The sequence below is a fragment of the Burkholderia sp. F1 genome, from assembly GCF_050813845.1.
Classification (GTDB): Bacteria; Pseudomonadota; Gammaproteobacteria; order Burkholderiales; family Burkholderiaceae; genus Burkholderia; species Burkholderia ubonensis.
The window spans coordinates 901,876-922,168 of the sequence record NZ_CP172421.1; the positions used below are offsets into that span (position 1 = coordinate 901,876).

Here is a 20,293-nt window from a genome sequence, read left to right on the forward strand (position 1 = left end):
CGTTTCATCCGGAATGATGCGCCGGTCGGCGAAGCAGCCGGCGCTGTCGTCAGACCGCGCGCTGCGGCGCGGCGCGGCGCTCCCACAGCACGGCGGCGACGAATGCCGCGATACAGACGATCAACACGCCGACGAGCGCGTTGCTGCCCAATTGCTCCATCAACGCGCCCGCGACGAGCGGGCCGCCGAAGCTCGCCGCGCTCCACGACGCGGACACGAGCGAGCTCGCGGTGACGAGCGCGGCGCCCCGGAAGCGCTCGCCGCAGGCGACGAGCGACAGCGTGTAGATGCTGCCCGCCGCCGCGCCGAGCACGAGCAGGAGCGGCCAGCACAGCCACGGATTCGTGATGACGAACGGCAGCAGCGGCAGGCCGGCGAGCACGATCCAGCCGGCGCCGAGATGCACGCGTTCGCGGCCGAGCTTGTCCGCGAGCCAGCCGATCGGGAACTGCATCGCGGTGTCGCCGAACAGCATGATCGACGCGAGCAGCACCGCGGTCCCGCTCGCGACGCCGCGATCCATCGCATAGAGCGGCAGCAGCGACAGCGCGAGCGTGTCGAACAGCGCGAAGAAGCCGGTGCCGATGATGAGCGCGGGCATGCGCGGCAGCACGCTGCGCCAGTGATCGTGGCCAGCGTGATGCGCGTCGTCGCCGGCGAGCGGCGCGCGGCGGATCGACGCGAGCGACGGCAGCGCGAGCAGGAACAGCGCGCCGCACAGCGCGAAGCGGATGCCGGTGAAGCCCGAAATCTGGCTGACGAGCACCGGGCCCGCCATCTGGAACAGCGTGAAGTTGGTCGCGTAGATCGCGACGACGCGGCCGCGCGTCGAATCGTCGGCGAGCTGGTTGACCCATGCCTCGCCGATCGTGAACAGCAGCATCAGCGCCGCGCCGCACAGCACGCGCAGCACGCCCCAGACGACGAGGCTCGACGTGAACTGCATCACGGCGGTCGCCGCGGCGAGCAGCAGCACCGACGCGACGATCGCGCGGCGCGCGCCGAAGCGGCGCGCGAGCGCGGTGACGAACGGTACGATCGCGAGGCCGCCGCCGGCCTGCGCGGCCGTCAGCATGCCGACGACGTTGGTGCCGTGCCCGGCTTCGGTCAGCGCGAGTGCGGTGAGGGGAAGGGTGGCGCCGGTGCCCAGGCCGACGACCGCGACGCTCAGGATGAGCGCCAGGAAATCTCGATTAAGAATGGCTTTCATCGGCCGAGATGCTACACCGGCGGCCCGCAACGGTCCATGAAGGCCGTCATGCGCGCGGCGTGTTCGCCCGCGCGGCGCAGCCGCACCGGCGTTATACGTATTCGGTCGGCGCGGCGACCGGGCGGCGTTCGAGCGATGCCGACCACAGCGTGAGCGCGAGCGCCGCGACCGCCATCGCGACGCCGACCCACGGCAGGTCGACGAGCGGAATGCCGGCGCCGATCGCCATCCCGCCGAGCCACGCGCCCGTCGCGTTGCCGAGATTGAACGCGCCCTGGTTGAGCGTCGACGCGAGATTCGGCGCGTCGCTCGCGCGATCGACGATCAGGATCTGCAGCGGCGGCACGATCGCGAACGCGAGCATCCCCCACACGAAGATCGTCGCGAGCGCGGCGAACGGCACGTGCATGGTGCCGGCGAACAGCGCGAGCACGACGCCGATCAGCGCGAGCGACGCGATCAGCGACGGCATCCGGCGCCAGTCGGCGAGCTTGCCGCCGAGCGTGCCGCCGACCGTCAGGCCGAGGCCGAACAGCAGCAGCACGTAGGTGACCTGGCGGGGCGAGAAGCCGGTGACGTCCTCGAGGATCGGCGTGATGTAGGTGAACACGCTGAACAGGCTCGCGGACGCAAGCACGCTGATGCCGAGCACCATCAGCACCTGCGGATGCTTCAGCACGCTGAATTCGCGGGTGATGCTGGTGTCGGGCATCGCCAGGTTCCTCGGCAGGCAGACCGCGAGCGCGGCGGCCGCGGCGACGCCGATGCCGGTCACCGCCCAGAACGTCGCGCGCCAGCCGAACGCCTGGCCGAGCGCGGTGCCGAGCGGCACGCCGAGCACGTTCGCGAGCGTGAGGCCGGTGAACATCAGCGCGATCGCCTGCGCGCGCCGGTTCGGCGCGACGAGGTTGCTCGCGACCACCGAGCCGATGCCGAAGAACGCGCCGTGGCAGAACGCGGTGACGACGCGCGCAGCCATCAGCACCGTGTAGCCGGGCGCGATCGCGCAGAACAGGTTGCCCGCGATGAACAGGCCGATCAGCCCCATCAGCGCGCGCTTGCGCGGCATCTTCGCGGTGACGACCGCGAGGATCGGCGCGCCGATCGTCACGCCGAGCGCGTAGCCCGATACGAGCATCCCGGCGGCCGGGATCGACACGCCGAGATCGCGCGCGACGTTGGGCAAGAGGCCCATGATCACGAATTCGGTGGTACCGATTCCAAATGCGGCGACGGCAAGGGCGAAAAGAGGCAAAGGCATCGGCGTGGGCCCGGGAAAAGCCGCCGGGCGCGGGATGCGCGGGGCAGGCGGAGGGAGGACGTCAGCCGCGATTCTACTTCAGTGAAAACCCCTATGTTTGGGGCCGGAACGGTTGTTGCCGGCTTGCGACGGGGCGCGATGCGAGTGTCCGGATGGTGGGATCGCGCAGGGCCGGCGGGGGTGTGGATAACGGGGTCGCAACTCCAGCGTCAACGCTGTGGGCGGACGCTCAGACGGCGTTTCGTGCCTGCGTGGCGGCCTTGCCTGAGTCTCCGGACTCTTCGGACTCCCCGGACTCGATCGATTCGCCGGTTTCACCTGCCGCACCGTTCCAGCCATTCTCGGACACACAGGTTTCGATCGGCATCCGCGCGGCCCAGCGCTCTTCCTCGAGCATCGGCTTTGCATAGAACGCATCGACGTGCCCGAGGCACAGCACCGCGATCGGTTTCGCGCCGTCGGGCATCCCGAGCAGCGCGCGCAGCGCGTCGACGTCGAACAGCGACACCCAGCCCATCCCGAGCCCTTCCGCGCGGGCCGCGAGCCACATGTTCTGGATCGCGCACGCGGCGGACGCGAGGTCCATCTCCGGCAGCGTGCGGCGGCCGAAAACGTGACGTTCGCGGCCGTCGGCGAGCGCGACGACCAGCAATTCCCCGCATTCGCGGACGCCTTCGACCTTGAGCCGCATGAATTCGTCCTGGCGCTCGCCGAGCGCGTCGGCGGTCGCGCGGCGCTCGGCTTCGACGAGCGCGTGGATGCGCGCGCGCAAGGCGGGATCGGTGATGCGGATGAAGCGCCACGGCTGCATGAAGCCGACGCTCGGCGCGTGGTGGGCCGCGCGCAGCAGCCGGGCGAGCATGGCCGGATCGACGGGCGCCGACGTGAAATGGCGCATGTCGCGCCGCTCGAAGATGGCGCGGTAGACAGCGGCGATGGCGGGATCGTCGAAACGCATGGGCGGCAGTGGCAGGGATGACGTCGGCGCAACGATAGCAGACTGCGCGCGGCCGGCGTTACGGAAATGGAATCAAATCGAAGAATTGATGCGAATGTCGAAATGATGTGCGGTGAACCGCCAAATCGGCACGGTGAAACGCCATGGCCGAACGACGCGGCACGCGCATCCGGCCGCCTGCCGTCAGCGATTCGACGTCACCACGTTCTGCGGGGTCCCCGCGTACCACGCCTCGATGTTGAGCAGCGTCGTGTGCGCGATTTCCGCGAGCGCCTCGCGCGTGAAGAACGCCTGGTGCGACGTCACGATCACGTTCGGGAACGTCAGCAGCCGCGCGAGCACGTCGTCCTGCAGCGGCAGGTCGGAGTGGTCCTCGAAGAACAGCCCGCTTTCCTCTTCGTACACGTCGAGCCCCAGGTGCCCGAGCTGGCCGCTCTTGAGCGCGTCGATCAGCGCCTGCGCGTCGACGAGCCCGCCGCGGCCGGTGTTGATCAGCATCGCGCCGTGCTTCATCTGCGCGAGCGTGCGCGCGTTGATCAGGTGATGCGTCGACGGCAGCAGCGGGCAGTGCAGGCTGACGATGTCGGCGTGACGCAGCAGCTCGTCGAGCCCGACGTAGCGGGCGCCGGACGCGATCAGCTCGTCGTTGTGCGGCGGCACCGAATGCGCGAGCACGTGCATCCCGAAGCCCATCATGATCTTCGCGAACACGCTGCCGATGATGCCGGTGCCGATCACGCCGACGGTCTTGCCGTGCAGGTCGAAGCCGAGCAGGCCGTTCAGCGAGAAGTCGCCTTCGCGCGTGCGCGCGACGGCGCGCGGCAGGCGGCGGTTGAGCGCGAGGATCAGCGCGACCGCGTGCTCGGCGACCGCATGCGGCGAATAGGCGGGAACCCGCACCACCGTGATGCCGAGGCGTTCGGCGGCGGCGAGGTCGACGTGGTTGAAGCCCGCCGAGCGCAGCGCGATGAGCCGCGTGCCGCCGTCCGCGAGCCGTTCGAGCACCGCCGCGTCGACGGTGTCGTTGACGAACGGACAGACCGCTTCGTAGCCGTGCGCGAGGATCGCGGTTTCGGCGTCGAGATGCGACGACTGGAAATGCAGCCGGTAGCCGAACTGCCGGTTGGCGGCAGTAAACGAATCGTCATCGTACTGCCGGCTGCTGAACAGGATTACGCGCACGCTGCACCTCCGGAAACTGAGGTGCGCAGTTTACTTCACTGGAGACCCGTGACGATGTCGGCGCGCTCCTGGGTGCGCGGGTCGCGCAGGAACACGTAGCTTGCGTGCGTGCGCGCCGCCTGCGTGCTGAAATGGTCGAGCGCGTGCTCGACGAAGCTGCGGGTGCGCGCGGGCACGAACTGGCGGTTCGGGTAGACGAGCGACAGCTGCGCGTCCGGATCGTCGATCCGGTAGCCGGGCAGCAGCCGCACGAGCGTGCCGCTGTCGAGCGCGTCGGCGACGACGTTTTCCGGCAGCACGGCGATGCCCGAGCCCGCGGCGGTCGCAGCCTGCACGAGCGACAGCTGGTTGACCGTATAGATGGGGCGCACCGTCACCGGATGAACCGCATCGTCCGGGCCGACGAACCGCCACGCGGGCGCGTGCTGGTGCGGCGCGAGCGCGACCCAGTCGTGGCGCGGCAGGTCGTCGGGCACGAGCGGCTCGCCGCGCCGCTGCAGATAGGCCGGCGCCGCGCACGCGACGAGCGTGTTCGGCGACAGCGCGTGGCCGATCAGCGCCGGATTGCCGTCGAACCGGTTGCCGGTGACGATGCCGACGTCGTAGCCCGCGTCGAGCACGTCGAGCGGGCCCTCGGCGACGGTGAGCTGCACGCGCACCTGCGGGTAGCGGCGCTGGAAGCCGTTGACGAGCGGCGTGAGCGCGAGCGGCGACAGCGTGCCGGACGCGACGATGCGCAGCGTGCCGACCGGCTCGCGCACCGCATGTACGACCGACGCTTCGAGGTGATCGAATTCCTCGAGCAGTGCCCGGCACCCGTCGAGGTAGCGTACGCCGGCCTCGGTGAGCGACAGGTTGCGCGTGGTGCGGTGGATCAGCCGCGTATTCAGATGACCTTCGAGCATTGCGATCGAGCGCGTGACAAGCGCGTTCGATACGCCCAGTTGGTGTGCTGCGCGCCTGAAGCTTTGCTGTTCGGCGACGCAGACGAATACACGCATGGTCTGAATCTGGTTCATAGCTTGTGTATTTTATCGGCCCGGTTGATTGATTATGGTTGTGTTTTTGCGTTGCGCAAGTCTGAAAATCGCTGCTCAACCCTATTTCGACTTCGCGTCGAAAAGAACGGTTTTCGATTGCGCCACTGATTGTTCATTACGGCGGCAATATCCGTCAACCTGAGAAAAGGGGCGGGTTGCATAAAATCGGGATCGGGCGTATCGAAAAAGAGGCCGGTACGACAAAATTCGGCACGTGGCGCGCAGCTCTTTTCTTGATCCAAGGAACCGGATTGAATTGAAATATCGTTAATAATCAATGCGTTGTGTTTCGCATGCGCGGGCGGAATACGACATTGCAAGAATGTCAGGCCAAAGTGCGCTGCAATAGTGTCTTTTTGGGCTGGATCGTCTAAATGCACCGAAAATGGATGGGCGCAATTTTTGATGCAGCGCATTTTTTTCGAATGGCGCGGAACATGCATGGGCGGCGGGCGTTCGGCAATCGTGTCGGTACGCGCGAAAAATATCGTGCGCGCGGCACTGGCGGATGGAACCGATTCACGCCGGATTGGGGCGCGCGACGAATCGTTGGGCGATTCGGCGGGCGAATTGAGCGCGGGCCGTGCGGTCGACGTCCTTATCCGGCGTCGGCGGCACGTATTTTGCTGATTTAACGTACGCTCCTCTTGCGCATTGCAGCGGAACGCGGAATGATCGATGGATTCGCTGCGGTGCGCGGCGACCTTTCGCGCCTTTTCGTCCTTCATCCTGTTCCAGTCATGTCCATCGATTACTCGCCGATTCCCTGCCCCGTCGTCGTGCCGCTCGACGCGATCCTGCCCGAAGAACCGCTGCTGATGATGGGGGCCGGCCCGGTTCCGATCCCGGCCGCCGTCGCGAAGGCGAACACGATCGTGATCAACCACCTCGGCGCGACGATGGCGAAGATCATCGAGCAAGTGAAGGAGATGGCGCGCTACGTGTTCCAGACCCGCACGAAGTGGGTGCTCGGCGTCGCCGGCCCCGGCTCGGCCGCGATGGAAATGGCGATGTCCAACCTCGCGTGGCGCGGCACGCGCGTGCTGTCGATCCGGAATGGTTTCTTCAGCGCGCGGATGGCCGAGATGGCCACGCGCGTCGGCGCCGACGTCGCGGTGCTCGAGGTGCCCGACCGGGCCGTCGCGAGCCTCGACGAGATCGCCGACGCGATTGCGCGCGAGCGCCCGGAGATCGTCACGATCGTCCACGGCGAAACGTCCAACACCGTGTGGAACCGCGACCTGCGCGACATCGCGGCGCTCGCGAAGTCGGCGGGCGCGCTCGTCGTCGTCGACGCGGTCTGCACGCTGTCGACGATGCCGCTCGAGATGGACGCGTGGGGCATCGACGCGGTGATCACCGGCGGGCAGAAGGGCCTGTCGTCGATCCCCGGCGTGTCGCTGATCGCGTTTTCCGACGCCGCGTGGGAGCGGATGAAGAGCCGGCCCGAGCCGAACGCGCACTGGTGCCTCGACATGGCGCTCGCGGAGAATTTCTGGCACAACGCCGGCTACCACTACACCGCGCCGGTGTCGGGCGTGCTCGCGCTGCACGAGGCGCTGCGGCTCGTCTGCGCGGAGACGCTCGAAAGCCGCTTCGCGCGTCACCAGCGCTGCTCGCTCGCGCTGCAGGCGGGCATCGAGTCGATGGGGCTCAAGCTTTACGCGCCGAAGTCGTGCCGGCTCAATTCGGTGGTCGGGATCGAGACGCCCGAAGGTCTCACGCCGGGCATGATCTGCGGGCACATCTCGAAGCAGTACCAGGTCGAGATTTCCGGCTCGTTCGGCCTGCCGATCGTGCGGATCGGCCAGATGGGCGAGCAGTGCCGCGAGCACAACCTGTTCCGCACGCTGCACGCGTTCGGCCGCACGATGGTCGATCTGAAGGTGCCGGTCGATCTGCCCGCCGGCGTCGCGGCGCTCGAGCAGGAATTGTCGCGGCGCGGCGAGTAACTCAGCGGGGCATCGAGGCGGCCTCAGCCGCCTCGCATCGCCCGCCGGTACGTATTCGGCGTCGTGCCGTGCGCGTCGCGGAAGCGGTGGCTGAAGTGGCCGGCGTTCGCGTAGCCGCAGGCCGAGGCGACCTGCGCGAGCGGCAGCGACGTCGTGCGCAGCAGCAGGCGCGCTCGCTCAAGCCGCTGCTCGGCGATCCACGCGTGCGGCGCGCGGCCGAACGACAGCCGGAACATCCGCGAGAAATGGTATTCGGACAGCGCGGCGACCTCGGCCAGCTCGCCGAGCGTCAGCGGCTGCGTCAGGCAGGCGTCGATGTAGTCGCGCACGCGGCGGCGCACGGCGGGCGCGAGGCCGCCCTTGAACGGCGCGTCGGTGCGCATCGCGCTTTGCCCGCGCAGCAGCAGGCTCAGCACGTCGTGCGCGGTTTCGTTCACGCGCAGCCGGCCGTCGGTGTCGTCCCAGCTTTCCAGCGCGAGCGAACGGCACAGCGCCGCGACGCGCGCATCCTCGAAGTAGGTGCGGTCGGCGAGCTTCAGTTCGCGCGGCTCGCGGTCGAGCTCGCGGATCGCCCGCTGCGCGAAGTGCTCGGGCAGGAAATACAGGTGGACGAAGTGCATCTCGCCGCGCACCCACCAGCGCGATTCATGGTCGCCCGGCAGCGCGCACAGCAGGCTCGGCGCGCCGTAGCGCGGCACCTTCTGCCGCTCGGTCCGGTAGCCGCCGTCGAGATAGCACGACAGCGTGTGATGCCCGGGCTGGTCGTAGATCGTCTCGGCCTCTTCGGTGATCCGCGTCCATTCGGCGATCGCGAGATTGTCGCCGAGCCACGCGAAACGCTCGAGCGTCGCGTTCGCCTCCGCGAGCGTGCGGCACACCGACTGCAGGCCGAACGGCATCTCGCCGCCGGCGGCAGCGGCGGCAACGGCCGGTGACGGCACGGCGGGCGGGGCGGAAGGCGGGACACGCATGATGACGGAGTATAAGCGCGCCTGCGCCGGCCCGTTCCGCCGGCCGGCAAAAGACCGCAATTCCGGACAATCGGCGCGCGCCGCGCGGCGGCATAGTCGGAGATCCCGCGTTCGTCCCGTTTTCCGTCATGAACCTTTCGCTTTATATCCTCACCGTGCTGATCTGGGGCACGACCTGGATCGCAATCAAGTGGCAACTCGGCAGCGTGCCGCCGCCCGTGTCGATCGCGTGGCGCTTCTGGCTCGCCGCGGCGGTCATGTTCATGCTGCTGCGCGCAATGCGCCGGCCGATCCTGCCGCCGCGCGACGCATGGCGCTACCTCGCCGCGCAGGGCTTCGCGCTGTTCTGCCTGAACTTCCTGTGCTTCTACTATGCGGAACGGGTCGTGCCGAGCGGGCTCGTCGCGGTGATCTTCTCGACCGCGCCGCTCCTGAACTCGATCAACGGCCGGCTGTTCATGGGTCGAGCGCTGCGGCCATCCGCGGTGGCCGGCGCGCTGCTCGGCCTGACCGGCATCGCGTGCCTGTTCTGGCAGCAGATGGCGGGCCATCTGGACGACCATGCGACCTGGATCGGGCTCGCGATCGCATTTGCCGGCACGCTGTGCTTCTCGGCGGGCAACCTGCTTTCGAGCCGGATGCAGTCGATGGGGCTCCATCCGTTCGCAACCAACGGCTGGGCGATGCTGATCGGCGCGACGATCCTGACCGTCGGCAGCGCTGTGGCCGGGCTGCCGTTCGCGCTCGACCCGAGCCCGCGCTATCTCGGCGCGCTCGTCTATCTGGCGGTGCCGGGCTCGGTGATCGGCTTCACCGCCTACCTGACCCTCGTCGGCCGCATCGGGCCGGAGCGGGCCGCGTATTGCACCGTGCTGTTCCCGATCGTCGCGCTGGCGGTGTCGACGGTGTTCGAGGGCTACCAGTGGTCGCCGCTGGCGGTGGTGGGCTTGCTGCTGGTGCTGGCCGGCAACCTGGTCGCGTTCGATCTGGCGCGGCGGCTGTTTCCGCGCATGGCGTGACGGCCGCCGCGTGGCGCGCGGGCCGGCTCCGGCCCGCGCGCCCGCTTTCCGCTTCCTTTCCGCCTGCATCCGGCATAAAAAACCCCGCGTTCCGGAGAACGCGGGGTTTTGTCATTCATGCGCGCCGCCAGCGCGCTCAGGCCGCCGCGCCGCTCCCCGCGACGCGCGCCTGCCGCTGGTACAGCAGCGCCGACAGTGCGACGCCGGCCACCGACGCGACCGCGGCGAACAGGAACACCTGCGGATAGCCGAACGCGCCGGCGACGTAGCCCGCGAGCGGCCCGGTGATGCCGAGCGACAGGTCGAGGAACACCGAATACGCGGACAGCGCCGCGCCGCGGCTCGCGGGCGGCACGAGCCCGACCGCCTCGACGCCGAGCGCGGGGAAGATCAGCGCGAAGCCGAAGCCGGTCAGCGCGGCACCGACCAGCGCGACGTGCGGCACCGGCGCGAGCCACAGCAGCAGCAGCCCGGCGGCTTCGAACGCGAACGACACGATCGCGACGCGGAAGCCGCCGTAGGTCTTGATCGTGTTCGCGAACAGCAGGCGCGCGCCGATGAACAGCGTGCCGAACACGGTCAGCGACAGCGCGGCGTTCGGCCAGTGGCGCGCCGCGTAGTACAGCGTGACGAACGTCGCGATCGAGCCGAAGCCGGCCGAGCCGAGCGCGAGGCCGAGGCCGTGCGGCAGCACGCGGGTGAACACGCTCGCATACGACATCCGTTCGCCGTGCACGAGCGGCACCGCGGCGATCAGGCGCGCGAGGGTGTAGCCGAGCGCGGCGAGCGCGATCACGATCACGCCGATCAGCGCCGGGTTCAGCGCATGCGCGATCGCCACGCCGATCGGCGCGCCGAGCGCGAGCGCGCCGTAGGTCGCGATGCCGTTCCACGAGATCACCTTCGCGTTGTGCGCGATGCCGACGCGGCCGATCCCCCACAGGATCGCGCCGGTGCCGCACAGGCTCTCGCCGACGCCCAGCACGAGCCGGCTCGCGACCAGCAGCACGAGGCTCGCGGCGGGCCAGTGCGCGAGCAGCAGCGCGACGAGCAGCAGCACGCCGGACACGCCGCAGCCGATCAGCCCGCGCAGCACCGTCTGCTTCGGGCCGAGCGTATCGGCGAAGCGCCCGGCGAGCGGCCGCGACGCGAGCGTCGCGAAATACTGGACGCTGATCGCCGCGCCCGCGACGATCGCCGAGAAGCCGAGATCGTCGTGGACGAAGCCCGGCAGCACCGCGAGCGGCAGGCCGATGGTCAGGTAGCAGATGAACGTGAAGCAGACGACGGAGACGATTTGCAGCGTGACGGCGAACCCGCTGCGCGGCGTTGAGGCGGAATCGGTGGACATGTGGGGTCGGAACTGATGAGCGAAACGGCGCGGAAGTGGGCCGAAAACGGAATCGGGATTTTCCCATGGAACCGGTTTTCCCGCAGGTACCATTTAGTTCATCCGTCACCGCGCGGCATATCGCCTCAGTTATATGGGCCGCATGCGTGATGGGCTATGGGTTGCGGAATTTGACGGTGATAGCGTTCAAACTGTCAGAGAAGACGACGGTCCACCGCATCGGCGCGGGCCGCCTTGCCCAACTTGAAGAACGTTACGAGACATGAGTGAGCCGATCCGTTTCTATCATCGTCATGCGATCCGCGAAGTCGGCGGCGCGGACGTCACCCGCACGGTGCTGCAATACCTGCGCGAGGACGCGCATTGCACCGGCACCAAGGAAGGCTGCGCGGAAGGCGACTGCGGCGCGTGCACGGTCGTCGTCGGCGAGCTGACCGACGCGGGCGCGGTCGCGTTCAAGGCCGTCAACGCGTGCATCCAGTTCCTGCCGACGCTCGACGGCCGTGCGCTGCTGACGGTCGAGGACCTGCGCCAGCCGGACGGCTCGCTGCATCCGGTGCAGCAGGCGATGGTCGATTGCCACGGCTCGCAGTGCGGCTTCTGCACGCCCGGCTTCGTGATGTCAATGTGGGCGCTGTACGAGAAGCACGGCCACGAGGGCTGCGGCAACGCGTGCGCGAAGGCGAAGGACATTCCGACGCGCACCGAGATCGCCGACGCGCTGACCGGCAACCTGTGCCGCTGCACGGGCTACCGGCCGATCGTCGACGCGGCGGTGCAGATGTTCGGTGCGACCGGCGAAGGTGCTACCGGCGAAGGCGCGCCGTCGCCGGCCGCGCCGGTCGATACCGCCGCGCTCGCGCGCACGCTTGCGTCGCTGAAGCGCGACGGCACGTTCGACTACGAGATCGACGGCGCGCGCTTTGCCGCGCCGCGCACGCTCGACGCGCTCGCCGCGCTGAAGGTCGAGCGCCCGGACGCGCGGATTCTCGCGGGCAGCACGGACATCGGCCTGTGGGTCACGAAGCAGATGCGCCGGCTCGACGACCTGATCTATGTCGGCCAGGTCGCCGAACTGCGGCGCATCGTGCACGGCGAAGACTGGATCGAGATCGGCGCGGGCGTGACCGTCGAGGACGGCTACGCGGCGCTCGCCGGCACCTATCCGGAACTGACCGAGATGTGGAAGCGCTTCGCGTCGCTGCCGATCCGCAATGCGGGCACGCTCGGCGGCAACGTCGCGAACGGCTCGCCGATCGGCGACGCGATGCCGGGGCTGATCGCGCTCGGCGCGCGCGTCGTGCTGCGCGGCGGCGACGTCGTCCGCGAGCTGCCGCTCGAGGCGCTCTATACGGGCTACCAGCAGAAGGACATGGCGCCGCACGAATTCGTCGTCGGCCTGAAGGTGCCGACGCGCCGCGGCGCGCGCGCGAACCTGCGGTTCCGCACGTACAAGCTGTCGAAGCGCTTCGATTCGGACATCTCGGCCGTGTGCGCGGCGTTCGCGTTCATCGCGGACGGCGATACGATCCGCGAGCCGCGCATCGCGTTCGGCGGGATGGCCGCGACGCCGAAGCGCGCGACGCACGCGGAAGGCGTGCTCGACGGCGCGCCGTGGCACGAAGCCACCGCACAGGCCGCGATGCAGGCGCTCGAGCGCGACTACCAGCCGCTCACCGACATGCGCGCGACGAGCACGTATCGTCTCGAGACCGCGAAGAACCTGATGTATCGCTTCTGGCTGGAGACGCGTGGGCACGACCCGCTGCCGCCGCAGGCGTTGAGCGTGCGCGAGGTCGCCGCAGAAGCGGCGCGCGTCTGACGAGGGAGGGCACACGATGAACCAGCAAGCCGAAGCATTCCTGAACACCCTCGATCCGCAGACCGACGCAGCGCAGGTGCATGTGTCGCGTCCGCACGAATCCGCGCATCTGCACGTGAGCGGGCGCGCGACCTACACCGACGACATCCCGCTCGTCGCCGGCACGCTGCACGCGGCGCTTGGCCTGTCGACGAAGGCGCACGCGAAGATCGTGTCGATGAACTTCGACGCGGTGCGCGCGACGCCCGGCGTCGTCGCCGTGTTCACCGCCGACGACATTCCCGGCGTCAACGATTGCGGCCCGATCATCCACGACGACCCGGTGCTCGCGAAGGGCGTCGTGCAGTTCGTCGGCCAGCCGGTGTTCCTCGTCGTCGCGACGTCGCACGAAACCGCGCGGCTCGCCGCGCGCCGCGCGAAGATCGACTACGACGAGCTGCCCGCGCTCCTGACCGCGCAGGACGCGCGCCACGCGGAGTCCTACGTGATTCCGCCGATGAAGCTCGCGCGCGGCGACGCGGCCGCGCACCTCGCCGCCGCGCCGCATCGCCATGCGGGCGGGATGAATCTCGGCGGCCAGGAGCAGTTCTATCTCGAAGGGCAGATCGCCTACGCGGTGCCGAAGGACGACGACGGCATGCACGTGTACTGCTCGACGCAGCACCCGAGCGAGATGCAGCACCTCGTCGCGCACGTGCTCGGCGTCGCGTCGCACAACGTGCTCGTCGAATGCCGCCGGATGGGCGGCGGGTTCGGCGGCAAGGAATCGCAGTCGGGCCTGTTCGCGTGCTGCGCGGCGCTCGCCGCGTGGAAGCTGCTGTGCCCGGTGAAGCTGCGTCCGGACCGCGACGACGACATGCTGATCACCGGCAAGCGGCACGATTTCCACTACCACTTCGACGTCGGCTACGACGACGACGGCCGCCTCGACGGCGTGGCGGTCGACATGACGTCGCGCTGCGGCTTCTCGGCCGACCTGTCCGGGCCGGTGATGACGCGCGCGGTGTGCCACTTCGACAACGCGTACTGGCTGCCCGACGTGTCGATCGCCGGCTACTGCGGCAAGACCAACACGCAGTCGAACACCGCGTTTCGCGGCTTCGGCGGCCCGCAGGGCGCGTTCGCGATCGAGTACATCCTCGACGACGTCGCGCGCGCGCTCGGCCGCGATCCGCTCGACGTGCGCTACGCGAACCTGTACGGCAAGACCGAGCGCAACGTGACGCCGTACGGGCAGACGATCGAGGACAACGTGCTGCCCGAGCTGCTCGCCGAGCTCGAGGCGACGAGCGGCTACCGCGCGCGGCGCGCCGGCGTGCGCGAATTCAATGCGCGCAACGCGGTGCTGAAGAAAGGCATCGCGCTCACGCCGGTGAAATTCGGCATCGCGTTCAACGTCACGCACTTCAACCAGGCGGGCGCGCTCGTCCACATCTACACCGACGGCTCGGTGCTCGTGAACCACGGCGGCACGGAGATGGGGCAGGGGCTCAACACGAAGGTCGCGCAGGTCGTCGCGCACGAGCTCGGCATCCGCTTCGAGCGGATTCGCGTGACGGCGACCGACACGAGCAAGGTCGCGAACACGTCGGCGACCGCCGCCTCGACCGGCTCGGACCTGAACGGCAAGGCCGCGCAGGATGCCGCGCGGCAGCTGCGCGAGCGGCTTGCGGCGTTTGCCGCGAAGCATTACGGCGGCGGCGCGGTCGACGCGGCGGCCGTCAAGTTCGGCAACGATCGCGTGTGGATCGGCGAGACCGGCGTGCCGTTCGGCGAGGTGATCGCGAAAGCGTATCTCGCGCGCGTGCAGCTGTGGTCCGACGGGTTCTACACGACGCCGAAGCTGCACTGGGACCAGGCGAAGCTGCAGGGCCGGCCGTTCTTCTACTACGCGTACGGCGCGGCCGTGTCGGAAGTCGTGATCGACACGCTGACGGGCGAGATGCGCACGCTGCGCGTCGACGCGCTGCACGACGTCGGCGCGTCGCTGAACCCGGCGCTCGACATCGGCCAGGTCGAGGGCGCGTTCATCCAGGGGATGGGCTGGCTCACGACCGAGGAGCTGTGGTGGAACGCGGGCGGCAAGCTGATGACGCACGCGCCGTCGACGTACAAGATCCCGACCGTCAACGACACGCCGCCCGAATTCAACGTGCGCCTGTTCGAGAACCGCAACGTCGAGGAGAGCATCCACCGCTCGAAGGCGGTCGGCGAACCGCCGCTGTTGCTGCCGTTCTCGGTGTTCTTCGCGGTGCGCGACGCGGTCGCGGCGGTCGGCGACTATCGCGTGAATCCGCCGCTCGACGCACCGGCGACCGGCGAGTCGATCCTGCGCGCGGTGCAGGCCGTGCGCGCGGCGCGAGGCTGAGATGACGTTCGCCAAGGGCACCGGCCAGCGCAACCGCGCCACGGGCGCGCCCCCGCTGATGCACGTCGTGCTGTTCGGCGCGGGCCACGTCGGCCACGCGCTCGCGACGCTGCTCGGCGCGCTGCCGTGCGTCGTGCAGTGGGTCGACACGCGCGACGAGCTGTTCCCTGACGAATGCCCGCCGAACGTGCAGCCCGAGCCGACCGACACGCCCGAGGCGATCGTCGACGAAGCGCCGCCGGGCGCGTACTTCCTCGTGATGACGCACAACCACGCGCTCGATTTCGCGCTGGCGGAACGGATCATGCGGCGGCGCGAATTCGCGTACTTCGGGATGATCGGCTCGCGCACGAAGCGGGTGAAGTTCGAGCGCCGGCTCGTCGCGCGCGGCGTCGATCCGGCGCGGATGCGCGAGATGGTATGCCCGATCGGCATCGCCGGGATCGTCGACAAGGCGCCCGGCTCGATCGCGGTGGCCGTCTGCGCGGAGCTGCTGCAGGCGCGCGCGGGCGTGCCCGTGGCGGACGTGAAGGCCGCGGCGTCGGGGCGCGTGGCGGACGGCCTGTCCTGCGTGCGCTGACGGCGCGCCGTCACGTCGTCGCCGCGCGTTTTTGTCTACACTGACGAATCGCGCGGCATGGGGCTGCGCCTTTCCGTTCAGGTGACCATGTCCGATTCCCAGGTCTTTCTCGACACGCTCGACGCGAGCCTCGCGGCCATCGAGCGCTGGCTGTCCGGCGCCGCCACCGAGCCGGCCGCACTCGACGCGCTGATGGCATCGTTCGCGCCCGGCTTCACGATGATCCTGACCGACGGCCGCGAGGTCGACCACGACGGCACGCGCGCGCTGTTCGCGAAGCTGGCCGGCGCGAAGCCCGGGTTGCGCATCGGGTTGTCGGAAACACACGTGCTCGTGTCGGACGACCGCCACGCGGTCATCACCTATCTCGAAGCACAGCACGCGGCGGCGGGCGAGCTGCCCGCGCGGCGCGCGACCGCGGTGTTCGAACGCGATGCGGCGGGCGCGGTGCGCTGGACCCATCTTCAGGAAACGTTCTGCACCGCGTGAGCCGGGTCGTGGCGGCGCAGCGTCAGCGCTTGCGCCCGCCACGCGCGGCGGTCAGCTCGTCCGATACGCTTTGCATCAGCGCGCGCAGCCACGCGATGTCGGTCGGGCGATCGGGCTGCGGATGCGTGAGCAGATAGCTGCGAATGCGCGGGAACGGCACCGGCGGCGCGACGACGACGAGCGGCAGCAGCTGAGCGTAGTGCGTCGCGAAGCGCCGCGTCGTCGTGAAGATCAGGTCCGATTGCAGCAGCACCTGCGGCACGAGCCCGAAGTACGGCAGCGTCGTCACGATCCGCCGCGTGAGGCCCGCGCGCGCGAGGCCGATCTCGATCGCGTTGCGCTTGTCGCCGGTGTAGGGCGTCGGCGCGAGATGCGCGGCCCCCGCGTAGGCGTCGCGCGTGAGCGGCGCCTGCGCGAGCGGATGGGAGTCCCGCATCAGGCAGACGACGGTGTCGGAGAACAGGTCGTCGCGCGCGAAGCGCGGGTCCGGCTTCGGCCAGTTGCCGATCACCAGATCGAGCGCGCCGGATTCGAGCGCGCCCGCGTGATCGAGCGTCGGATTCAGCGAATCGATTTCCAGATGCGCGTGCGGCGCCGCGTCGCGAAAGCGCGCGATCAGCGTCGGCATGAAGAAGTCGTTCAGATAGTCGGGCGCGGCGACGCGGAACGTGCGGCGCGCACTTTCTGGCGCGAACTCGCCGTGCGGCGTCGCGATGAAGTCGACCTCGCGCAGCGCGCGCTGCGCGGCGTCGAGCAGCGACGCGCCGTATTCGGTCGGCACCATCCCGGACTTGCCGCGCACGAGGATCGGGTCGTTCAGCGTCTCGCGCAGCTTGCGCAGCGCGGTGCTGATCGCGGGCTGGGTCTGGTTGAGCCGGAGCGCGGCCTGCGTGACGCTGCGCTCGAGCAGCAGCGTGCGCAGCACGCGCACGAGCCAGATGTCGAGCGAGGCGGTACGGTCGTCGTCTTGCATGGGTGGGGGGATGAGGCGGGCGAGGCGTAACCTTACCGCAGGCGCGCGACCCCGTGCATCGTGACCGGTTGATGACCGCTATTACGCGCTTACGCGCGCCCCTTCGGCAGCGCGCTGATGCGCTTCACCTCGCGCGTCTCGAGCCAGGTCGGCGTGCGCGCGCAGTACAGCACCATCGGCAGCGCATCCTCGCCCCAGAACAGCTGCTTGCTCATCCAGAACGTCGGCACGCCGAACACGCCGAGCGCGATCGCGTCGTCGATGTGGCGGCGCAGCTGCGCGGCGGTTTCCTCGAATTCGATCAGCTGGTCGCCATGTCCGACGCCGACCCGCTCGCACAGCGCCGCGAAGCCGTCCGGCGTCGACGGGTCGTTGCCGTCGCGCCAGATGAAGCGGAACATCTCGCGCACCGTCGCGAGGTCGGCGCGCAGCGCGATCGCGAGGCGCAGCGCCTTGTCGGAGTCGAACGGGTGCGCGGGCGGCATCTTGAAGCGGATGCCGAGCTGCTCCGCGCGAAAAAGCGCATGCCGATACGTGAAGATGCGCTTGGCCGGCACGTCCGCGCCCGAGCGCTGGCCCCAGTGGCGCTGCAGGTCGTAGAGGGACACCGCGACCGGCGCGAACGGCACGTCCGGCCAACGTTCATACTGTTCGAGCAGCAGGTAGGAGAACGGCGAGACGAAATCGAAGAACCAGGCGGGCTGGGCGGTGTCGAGGCCGGTTGTCATGACGATCTCCAGAGGATGGGGCCGGGGCCGGCCGTCCCGCGCGCGGCGCCTGGCGGCGGCCTCCATGTTACGGGCGGCCGGCCGATGCGGCAATGATCGCGGATCGCGCGCTCAGGCGGAACCCGGTGTCGCCCGGGGGGGCGCGCCGTCGCCGCCGGACGCGTGCGGCGCGTCGTGCGGGCGGCCGTGCGGATCGGCTTCGTGCGCGGTCAGCCGCTCGCGCACGAAGCCGATGTGCTCGCGCAGCACGTAGAACTGCCCGGCATACGCGAGCGGCATCTTCATCCGGTTCACCGATTCCTCGATGTCGTCGAGCCGGTCGAGCAGCTCGACGCGCTCGGCGGCCGTGTGCTCGCCGAGCGCGTTGCGCTCGAGCGCGATCAGCGCGCCGTACCAGCGGTAGATCCGCGAGCGCACGCGCCAGCCGTACAGCGCCGGCACGACCCGCACCCCGGGAATCAGCACGACGATGAGCGGCACGACGATCACGAGCAGCCGGTCGACGAGGCTCGCGACCCAGAACGGCAGCCGCCGGTACAGGAAGGTCTTGCCCGACTTGTAGTAGCGCGCCGCGTCGTCCGACAGCGGGAAGCTGCGCGTGAGCGCCGACGGGAATTCGCCCGCGTGCTGCAGGATCGTCGCGTGGCCGTGCACCTCGCGCGCGGCCTCGATCAGCAGGTCGGACAGCGCCGGGTGCAGCGTGTCGCGCGCGACCAGCTCGATCGTCGGCGCGACCGTGTGGATGTCGGCGGGCGGCAGGTTCCGGCCGAGATCGTAGACCCCTTCAGGCAGCGTGATCGCGGTCAGGTACGGGAAGCGGCGCGCGTAGGCTTCCGCCTGCGTGAACGAGTACACGTGCACGCCGGGCGCGCGGAACAGCTTCGCCATCACCGGGATCTGCGTCGAGTCGCCGGACAGGAACGCCGCGTCGATCTTGCCGGCGAGCAGCGCCTCGGCGGCGTCCTCGCCGGAGATCGGCAGCAGCGCGGTCGTCCCGCCCGGCGCGATGCCGTTCATCTTCAGCAGCGCGAGGCTCAGCTCGCGCGCGCCGCTGCCTTCCGGGCCGAGCGCGAGCCGCTTGCCGTTGAAGTCCGACAGCCGCGCGACGAGCGGGCCGCGGTACATGATCGCGAGCGGCACGTAGCCGATGCTGCCGAGCGCGACGAGGTGCTCGTCGCGCGTCTTCGGGCCGATGCCGCTCTGCACGAAGCCGACGTCCACCGTCGCATTCGGGTTGGACAGCCGTTCGAGGTTCTGCGCGGAGCCTTCGGACGACTCCACGTCGAGCGTCACGCCGTTCTTCGCGAGGATCGCCTTGTACTTCTGCGCGGCGTTCCAGTAGGTGCTGCCGGGCGGCCCGGACGAGATCACCAGCGTGGACGGCGGCGCGGGCTGGATCATCCTGATCGCGAGCCAGACGGCGGCGACCGCGAGCAGCACGGTCGGCCCGACCGACAGCGCGAGGTCGCGCCACGATACCGCGACGAAGCGGGCGAGGATGCGGGGCGGCCGGCGAGGGCGCAGGAGTGGCTTCATGAGCGGGGATCGGCGAATGGCGCACGCATGACGGATCGATGACGCGGACGGGCCACGGATCGCATGCATTCGCGGCGATGGTAACCGGTTTCGCCGCACGTGCGCGAATCCGGCGGGCCCGGCCGGCTCCGGCGCCGCGTCAAAAGCTTTGCGCTTCCGCGGACGCTGGATTACATTGTGCGACGCAGCCACGCCCGACTTGCGCGACCCGGCACCCGACCAGACCGGGCGCGCCCGGCCGGCGGCTGCCCGGCCCGGCCGGCCCGCCTTCGCGTGCGCCGGCCGCCGGTCCGTCCCGCCTCTCTCGCATCGCCGTGGAAATCACCGGCTGTCCCGCCGCGCTCGCGCGTGCAGGCCGGCCGCCTTTGGGGGTAGTCGGCCGCACTGTGCGCGGCCGTTCCGATTCACTAGGAGATAGCATGAAGTCGATCGTGTCGAGAGCGTTGGGAGCGTTGGGAGTGGCCGCGGTGGCCGTGTGTCTGTCCGGCAGCGTCTACGCGCAGTCGAGCGAGCCGGCGGCGTCTGAAGCGCCCGCCGCCGCGAAGAGCGCATCGAAGGCCGCCGCGAAATCCGCGAAGCAGGCGAACCGCAAGCTCGGCTATGCGGTGCGCAAGGCGATTTCGAAGGAGAGCGGCGTCGACGTGTCGAACATCGTCGTGCGTTCGAAGGGCGGGGCGATCACGCTCGAGGGCTCGGTGCCCGACGCCGCACAGATCGAGAAGGCCGAGGCCGCGGCCAAGGGCGTGCCGGGCGTCACGTCCGTCAGCACCAAGCTGCACGTCCAGCCGCAATGACGCGGGGCGGCGCGTTCGCGCCGCTCGCGCTCGCATCCAGGCGGGCCTCGGAAATCCGG

19 protein-coding genes are annotated in these 20,293 nt (G+C 69.5%); 8 read left to right on the forward strand and 11 right to left on the reverse strand.

Annotation, left to right across the window (positions count from 1 at the left end; genetic code table 11):
- Positions 1-49: 49 nt before the first annotated feature.
- From ACFIMZ_RS04410 to ACFIMZ_RS04435, 6 genes are all read right to left on the reverse strand, one after another.
- A complete protein-coding gene (locus ACFIMZ_RS04410) occupies positions 50-1,210 on the reverse strand; it encodes an MFS transporter (protein WP_431821560.1) in 1,161 nt (386 codons plus the stop codon).
- Between the two features lie 91 nt (positions 1,211-1,301).
- Positions 1,302-2,471, reverse strand: a complete 1,170-nt coding sequence (locus ACFIMZ_RS04415; RefSeq protein WP_431821561.1) for an MFS transporter — start codon at positions 2,469-2,471, stop codon at positions 1,302-1,304.
- A 229-nt stretch (positions 2,472-2,700) separates the two neighbouring features.
- On the reverse strand, positions 2,701-3,429 hold the full coding sequence (gene bluB, locus ACFIMZ_RS04420) for a 5,6-dimethylbenzimidazole synthase (protein WP_431821562.1): 729 nt from the start codon (positions 3,427-3,429) through the stop codon (positions 2,701-2,703).
- Positions 3,430-3,612: 183 nt separating this feature from the next.
- Positions 3,613-4,611 carry a 2-hydroxyacid dehydrogenase gene (locus tag ACFIMZ_RS04425; protein WP_431821563.1) on the reverse strand — a complete coding sequence of 333 codons (999 nt, stop codon included), beginning with the start codon at positions 4,609-4,611 and terminating at the stop codon, positions 3,613-3,615.
- A gap of 35 nt (positions 4,612-4,646) precedes the next feature.
- A complete protein-coding gene (locus ACFIMZ_RS04430) occupies positions 4,647-5,630 on the reverse strand; it encodes a LysR family transcriptional regulator (RefSeq protein WP_431821564.1) in 984 nt (327 codons plus the stop codon).
- 32 nt (positions 5,631-5,662) lie between these two features.
- Complete coding sequence (locus tag ACFIMZ_RS04435) at positions 5,663-6,379, reverse strand: hypothetical protein (protein ID WP_431821565.1); 717 nt, start codon at positions 6,377-6,379, stop codon at positions 5,663-5,665.
- Between the two features lie 12 nt (positions 6,380-6,391).
- On the opposite strand from ACFIMZ_RS04435, the gene ACFIMZ_RS04440 reads away from it, so the two are divergent.
- On the forward strand, positions 6,392-7,603 hold the full coding sequence (locus ACFIMZ_RS04440) for a pyridoxal-phosphate-dependent aminotransferase family protein (protein ID WP_431821566.1): 1,212 nt from the start codon (positions 6,392-6,394) through the stop codon (positions 7,601-7,603).
- A gap of 23 nt (positions 7,604-7,626) precedes the next feature.
- Here the strand turns inward: ACFIMZ_RS04440 and ACFIMZ_RS04445 are convergent, their stop codons facing one another.
- On the reverse strand, positions 7,627-8,574 hold the full coding sequence (locus ACFIMZ_RS04445) for a helix-turn-helix domain-containing protein (RefSeq protein ID WP_431821567.1): 948 nt from the start codon (positions 8,572-8,574) through the stop codon (positions 7,627-7,629).
- 128 nt (positions 8,575-8,702) lie between these two features.
- On the opposite strand from ACFIMZ_RS04445, the gene ACFIMZ_RS04450 reads away from it, so the two are divergent.
- Entirely contained in the window at positions 8,703-9,593 is an 891-nt protein-coding gene (locus ACFIMZ_RS04450) for a DMT family transporter (RefSeq protein WP_431821568.1), read from the forward strand.
- A 136-nt stretch (positions 9,594-9,729) separates the two neighbouring features.
- Here the strand turns inward: ACFIMZ_RS04450 and ACFIMZ_RS04455 are convergent, their stop codons facing one another.
- On the reverse strand, positions 9,730-10,944 hold the full coding sequence (locus ACFIMZ_RS04455) for an MFS transporter (protein WP_431821569.1): 1,215 nt from the start codon (positions 10,942-10,944) through the stop codon (positions 9,730-9,732).
- A 65-nt stretch (positions 10,945-11,009) separates the two neighbouring features.
- Here ACFIMZ_RS04455 and ACFIMZ_RS04460 point away from each other — a divergent pair, with 65 nt between their 5' ends.
- From ACFIMZ_RS04460 to ACFIMZ_RS04480, 5 genes are all read left to right on the forward strand, one after another.
- A complete protein-coding gene (locus tag ACFIMZ_RS04460; protein WP_431821570.1) occupies positions 11,010-11,210 on the forward strand; it encodes a hypothetical protein in 201 nt (66 codons plus the stop codon).
- Complete coding sequence (gene xdhA, locus ACFIMZ_RS04465; RefSeq protein ID WP_431821571.1) at positions 11,207-12,766, forward strand: xanthine dehydrogenase small subunit; 1,560 nt, start codon at positions 11,207-11,209, stop codon at positions 12,764-12,766. Before ACFIMZ_RS04460 ends, xdhA begins: the two co-directional genes overlap by 4 nt.
- Positions 12,767-12,782: 16 nt before the next feature.
- Positions 12,783-15,134, forward strand: coding sequence for a xanthine dehydrogenase molybdopterin binding subunit (gene xdhB / locus ACFIMZ_RS04470; protein WP_431821572.1), 2,352 nt, complete (start codon positions 12,783-12,785; stop codon positions 15,132-15,134).
- Position 15,135: 1 nt separating this feature from the next.
- Positions 15,136-15,714 (forward strand): xanthine dehydrogenase accessory protein XdhC, encoded by a 579-nt coding sequence (gene xdhC / locus ACFIMZ_RS04475; RefSeq protein ID WP_431821573.1) that lies wholly within the window; start codon positions 15,136-15,138, stop codon positions 15,712-15,714.
- Positions 15,715-15,801: 87 nt separating this feature from the next.
- Positions 15,802-16,203, forward strand: a complete 402-nt coding sequence (locus ACFIMZ_RS04480; protein WP_431821574.1) for a nuclear transport factor 2 family protein — start codon at positions 15,802-15,804, stop codon at positions 16,201-16,203.
- A 22-nt stretch (positions 16,204-16,225) separates the two neighbouring features.
- Here ACFIMZ_RS04480 and ACFIMZ_RS04485 read toward each other — a convergent pair whose 3' ends face one another.
- The 3 genes from ACFIMZ_RS04485 to ACFIMZ_RS04495 all read right to left on the reverse strand — a co-directional run bounded on the left by ACFIMZ_RS04485 (position 16,226) and on the right by ACFIMZ_RS04495 (position 19,440).
- On the reverse strand, positions 16,226-17,176 hold the full coding sequence (locus ACFIMZ_RS04485) for a LysR family transcriptional regulator (RefSeq protein ID WP_431821575.1): 951 nt from the start codon (positions 17,174-17,176) through the stop codon (positions 16,226-16,228).
- A gap of 89 nt (positions 17,177-17,265) precedes the next feature.
- Positions 17,266-17,904, reverse strand: a complete 639-nt coding sequence (locus ACFIMZ_RS04490; RefSeq protein ID WP_431821576.1) for a DsbA family protein — start codon at positions 17,902-17,904, stop codon at positions 17,266-17,268.
- A gap of 111 nt (positions 17,905-18,015) precedes the next feature.
- The gene (locus ACFIMZ_RS04495; RefSeq protein ID WP_431821577.1) at positions 18,016-19,440 is read right to left on the reverse strand and encodes a TAXI family TRAP transporter solute-binding subunit; all 1,425 of its coding nucleotides are present in this window, start codon (positions 19,438-19,440) and stop codon (positions 18,016-18,018) included.
- Positions 19,441-19,859: 419 nt separating this feature from the next.
- On the opposite strand from ACFIMZ_RS04495, the gene ACFIMZ_RS04500 reads away from it, so the two are divergent.
- Entirely contained in the window at positions 19,860-20,234 is a 375-nt protein-coding gene (locus ACFIMZ_RS04500; RefSeq protein WP_431821578.1) for a BON domain-containing protein, read from the forward strand.
- Positions 20,235-20,293 lie beyond the last annotated feature (59 nt).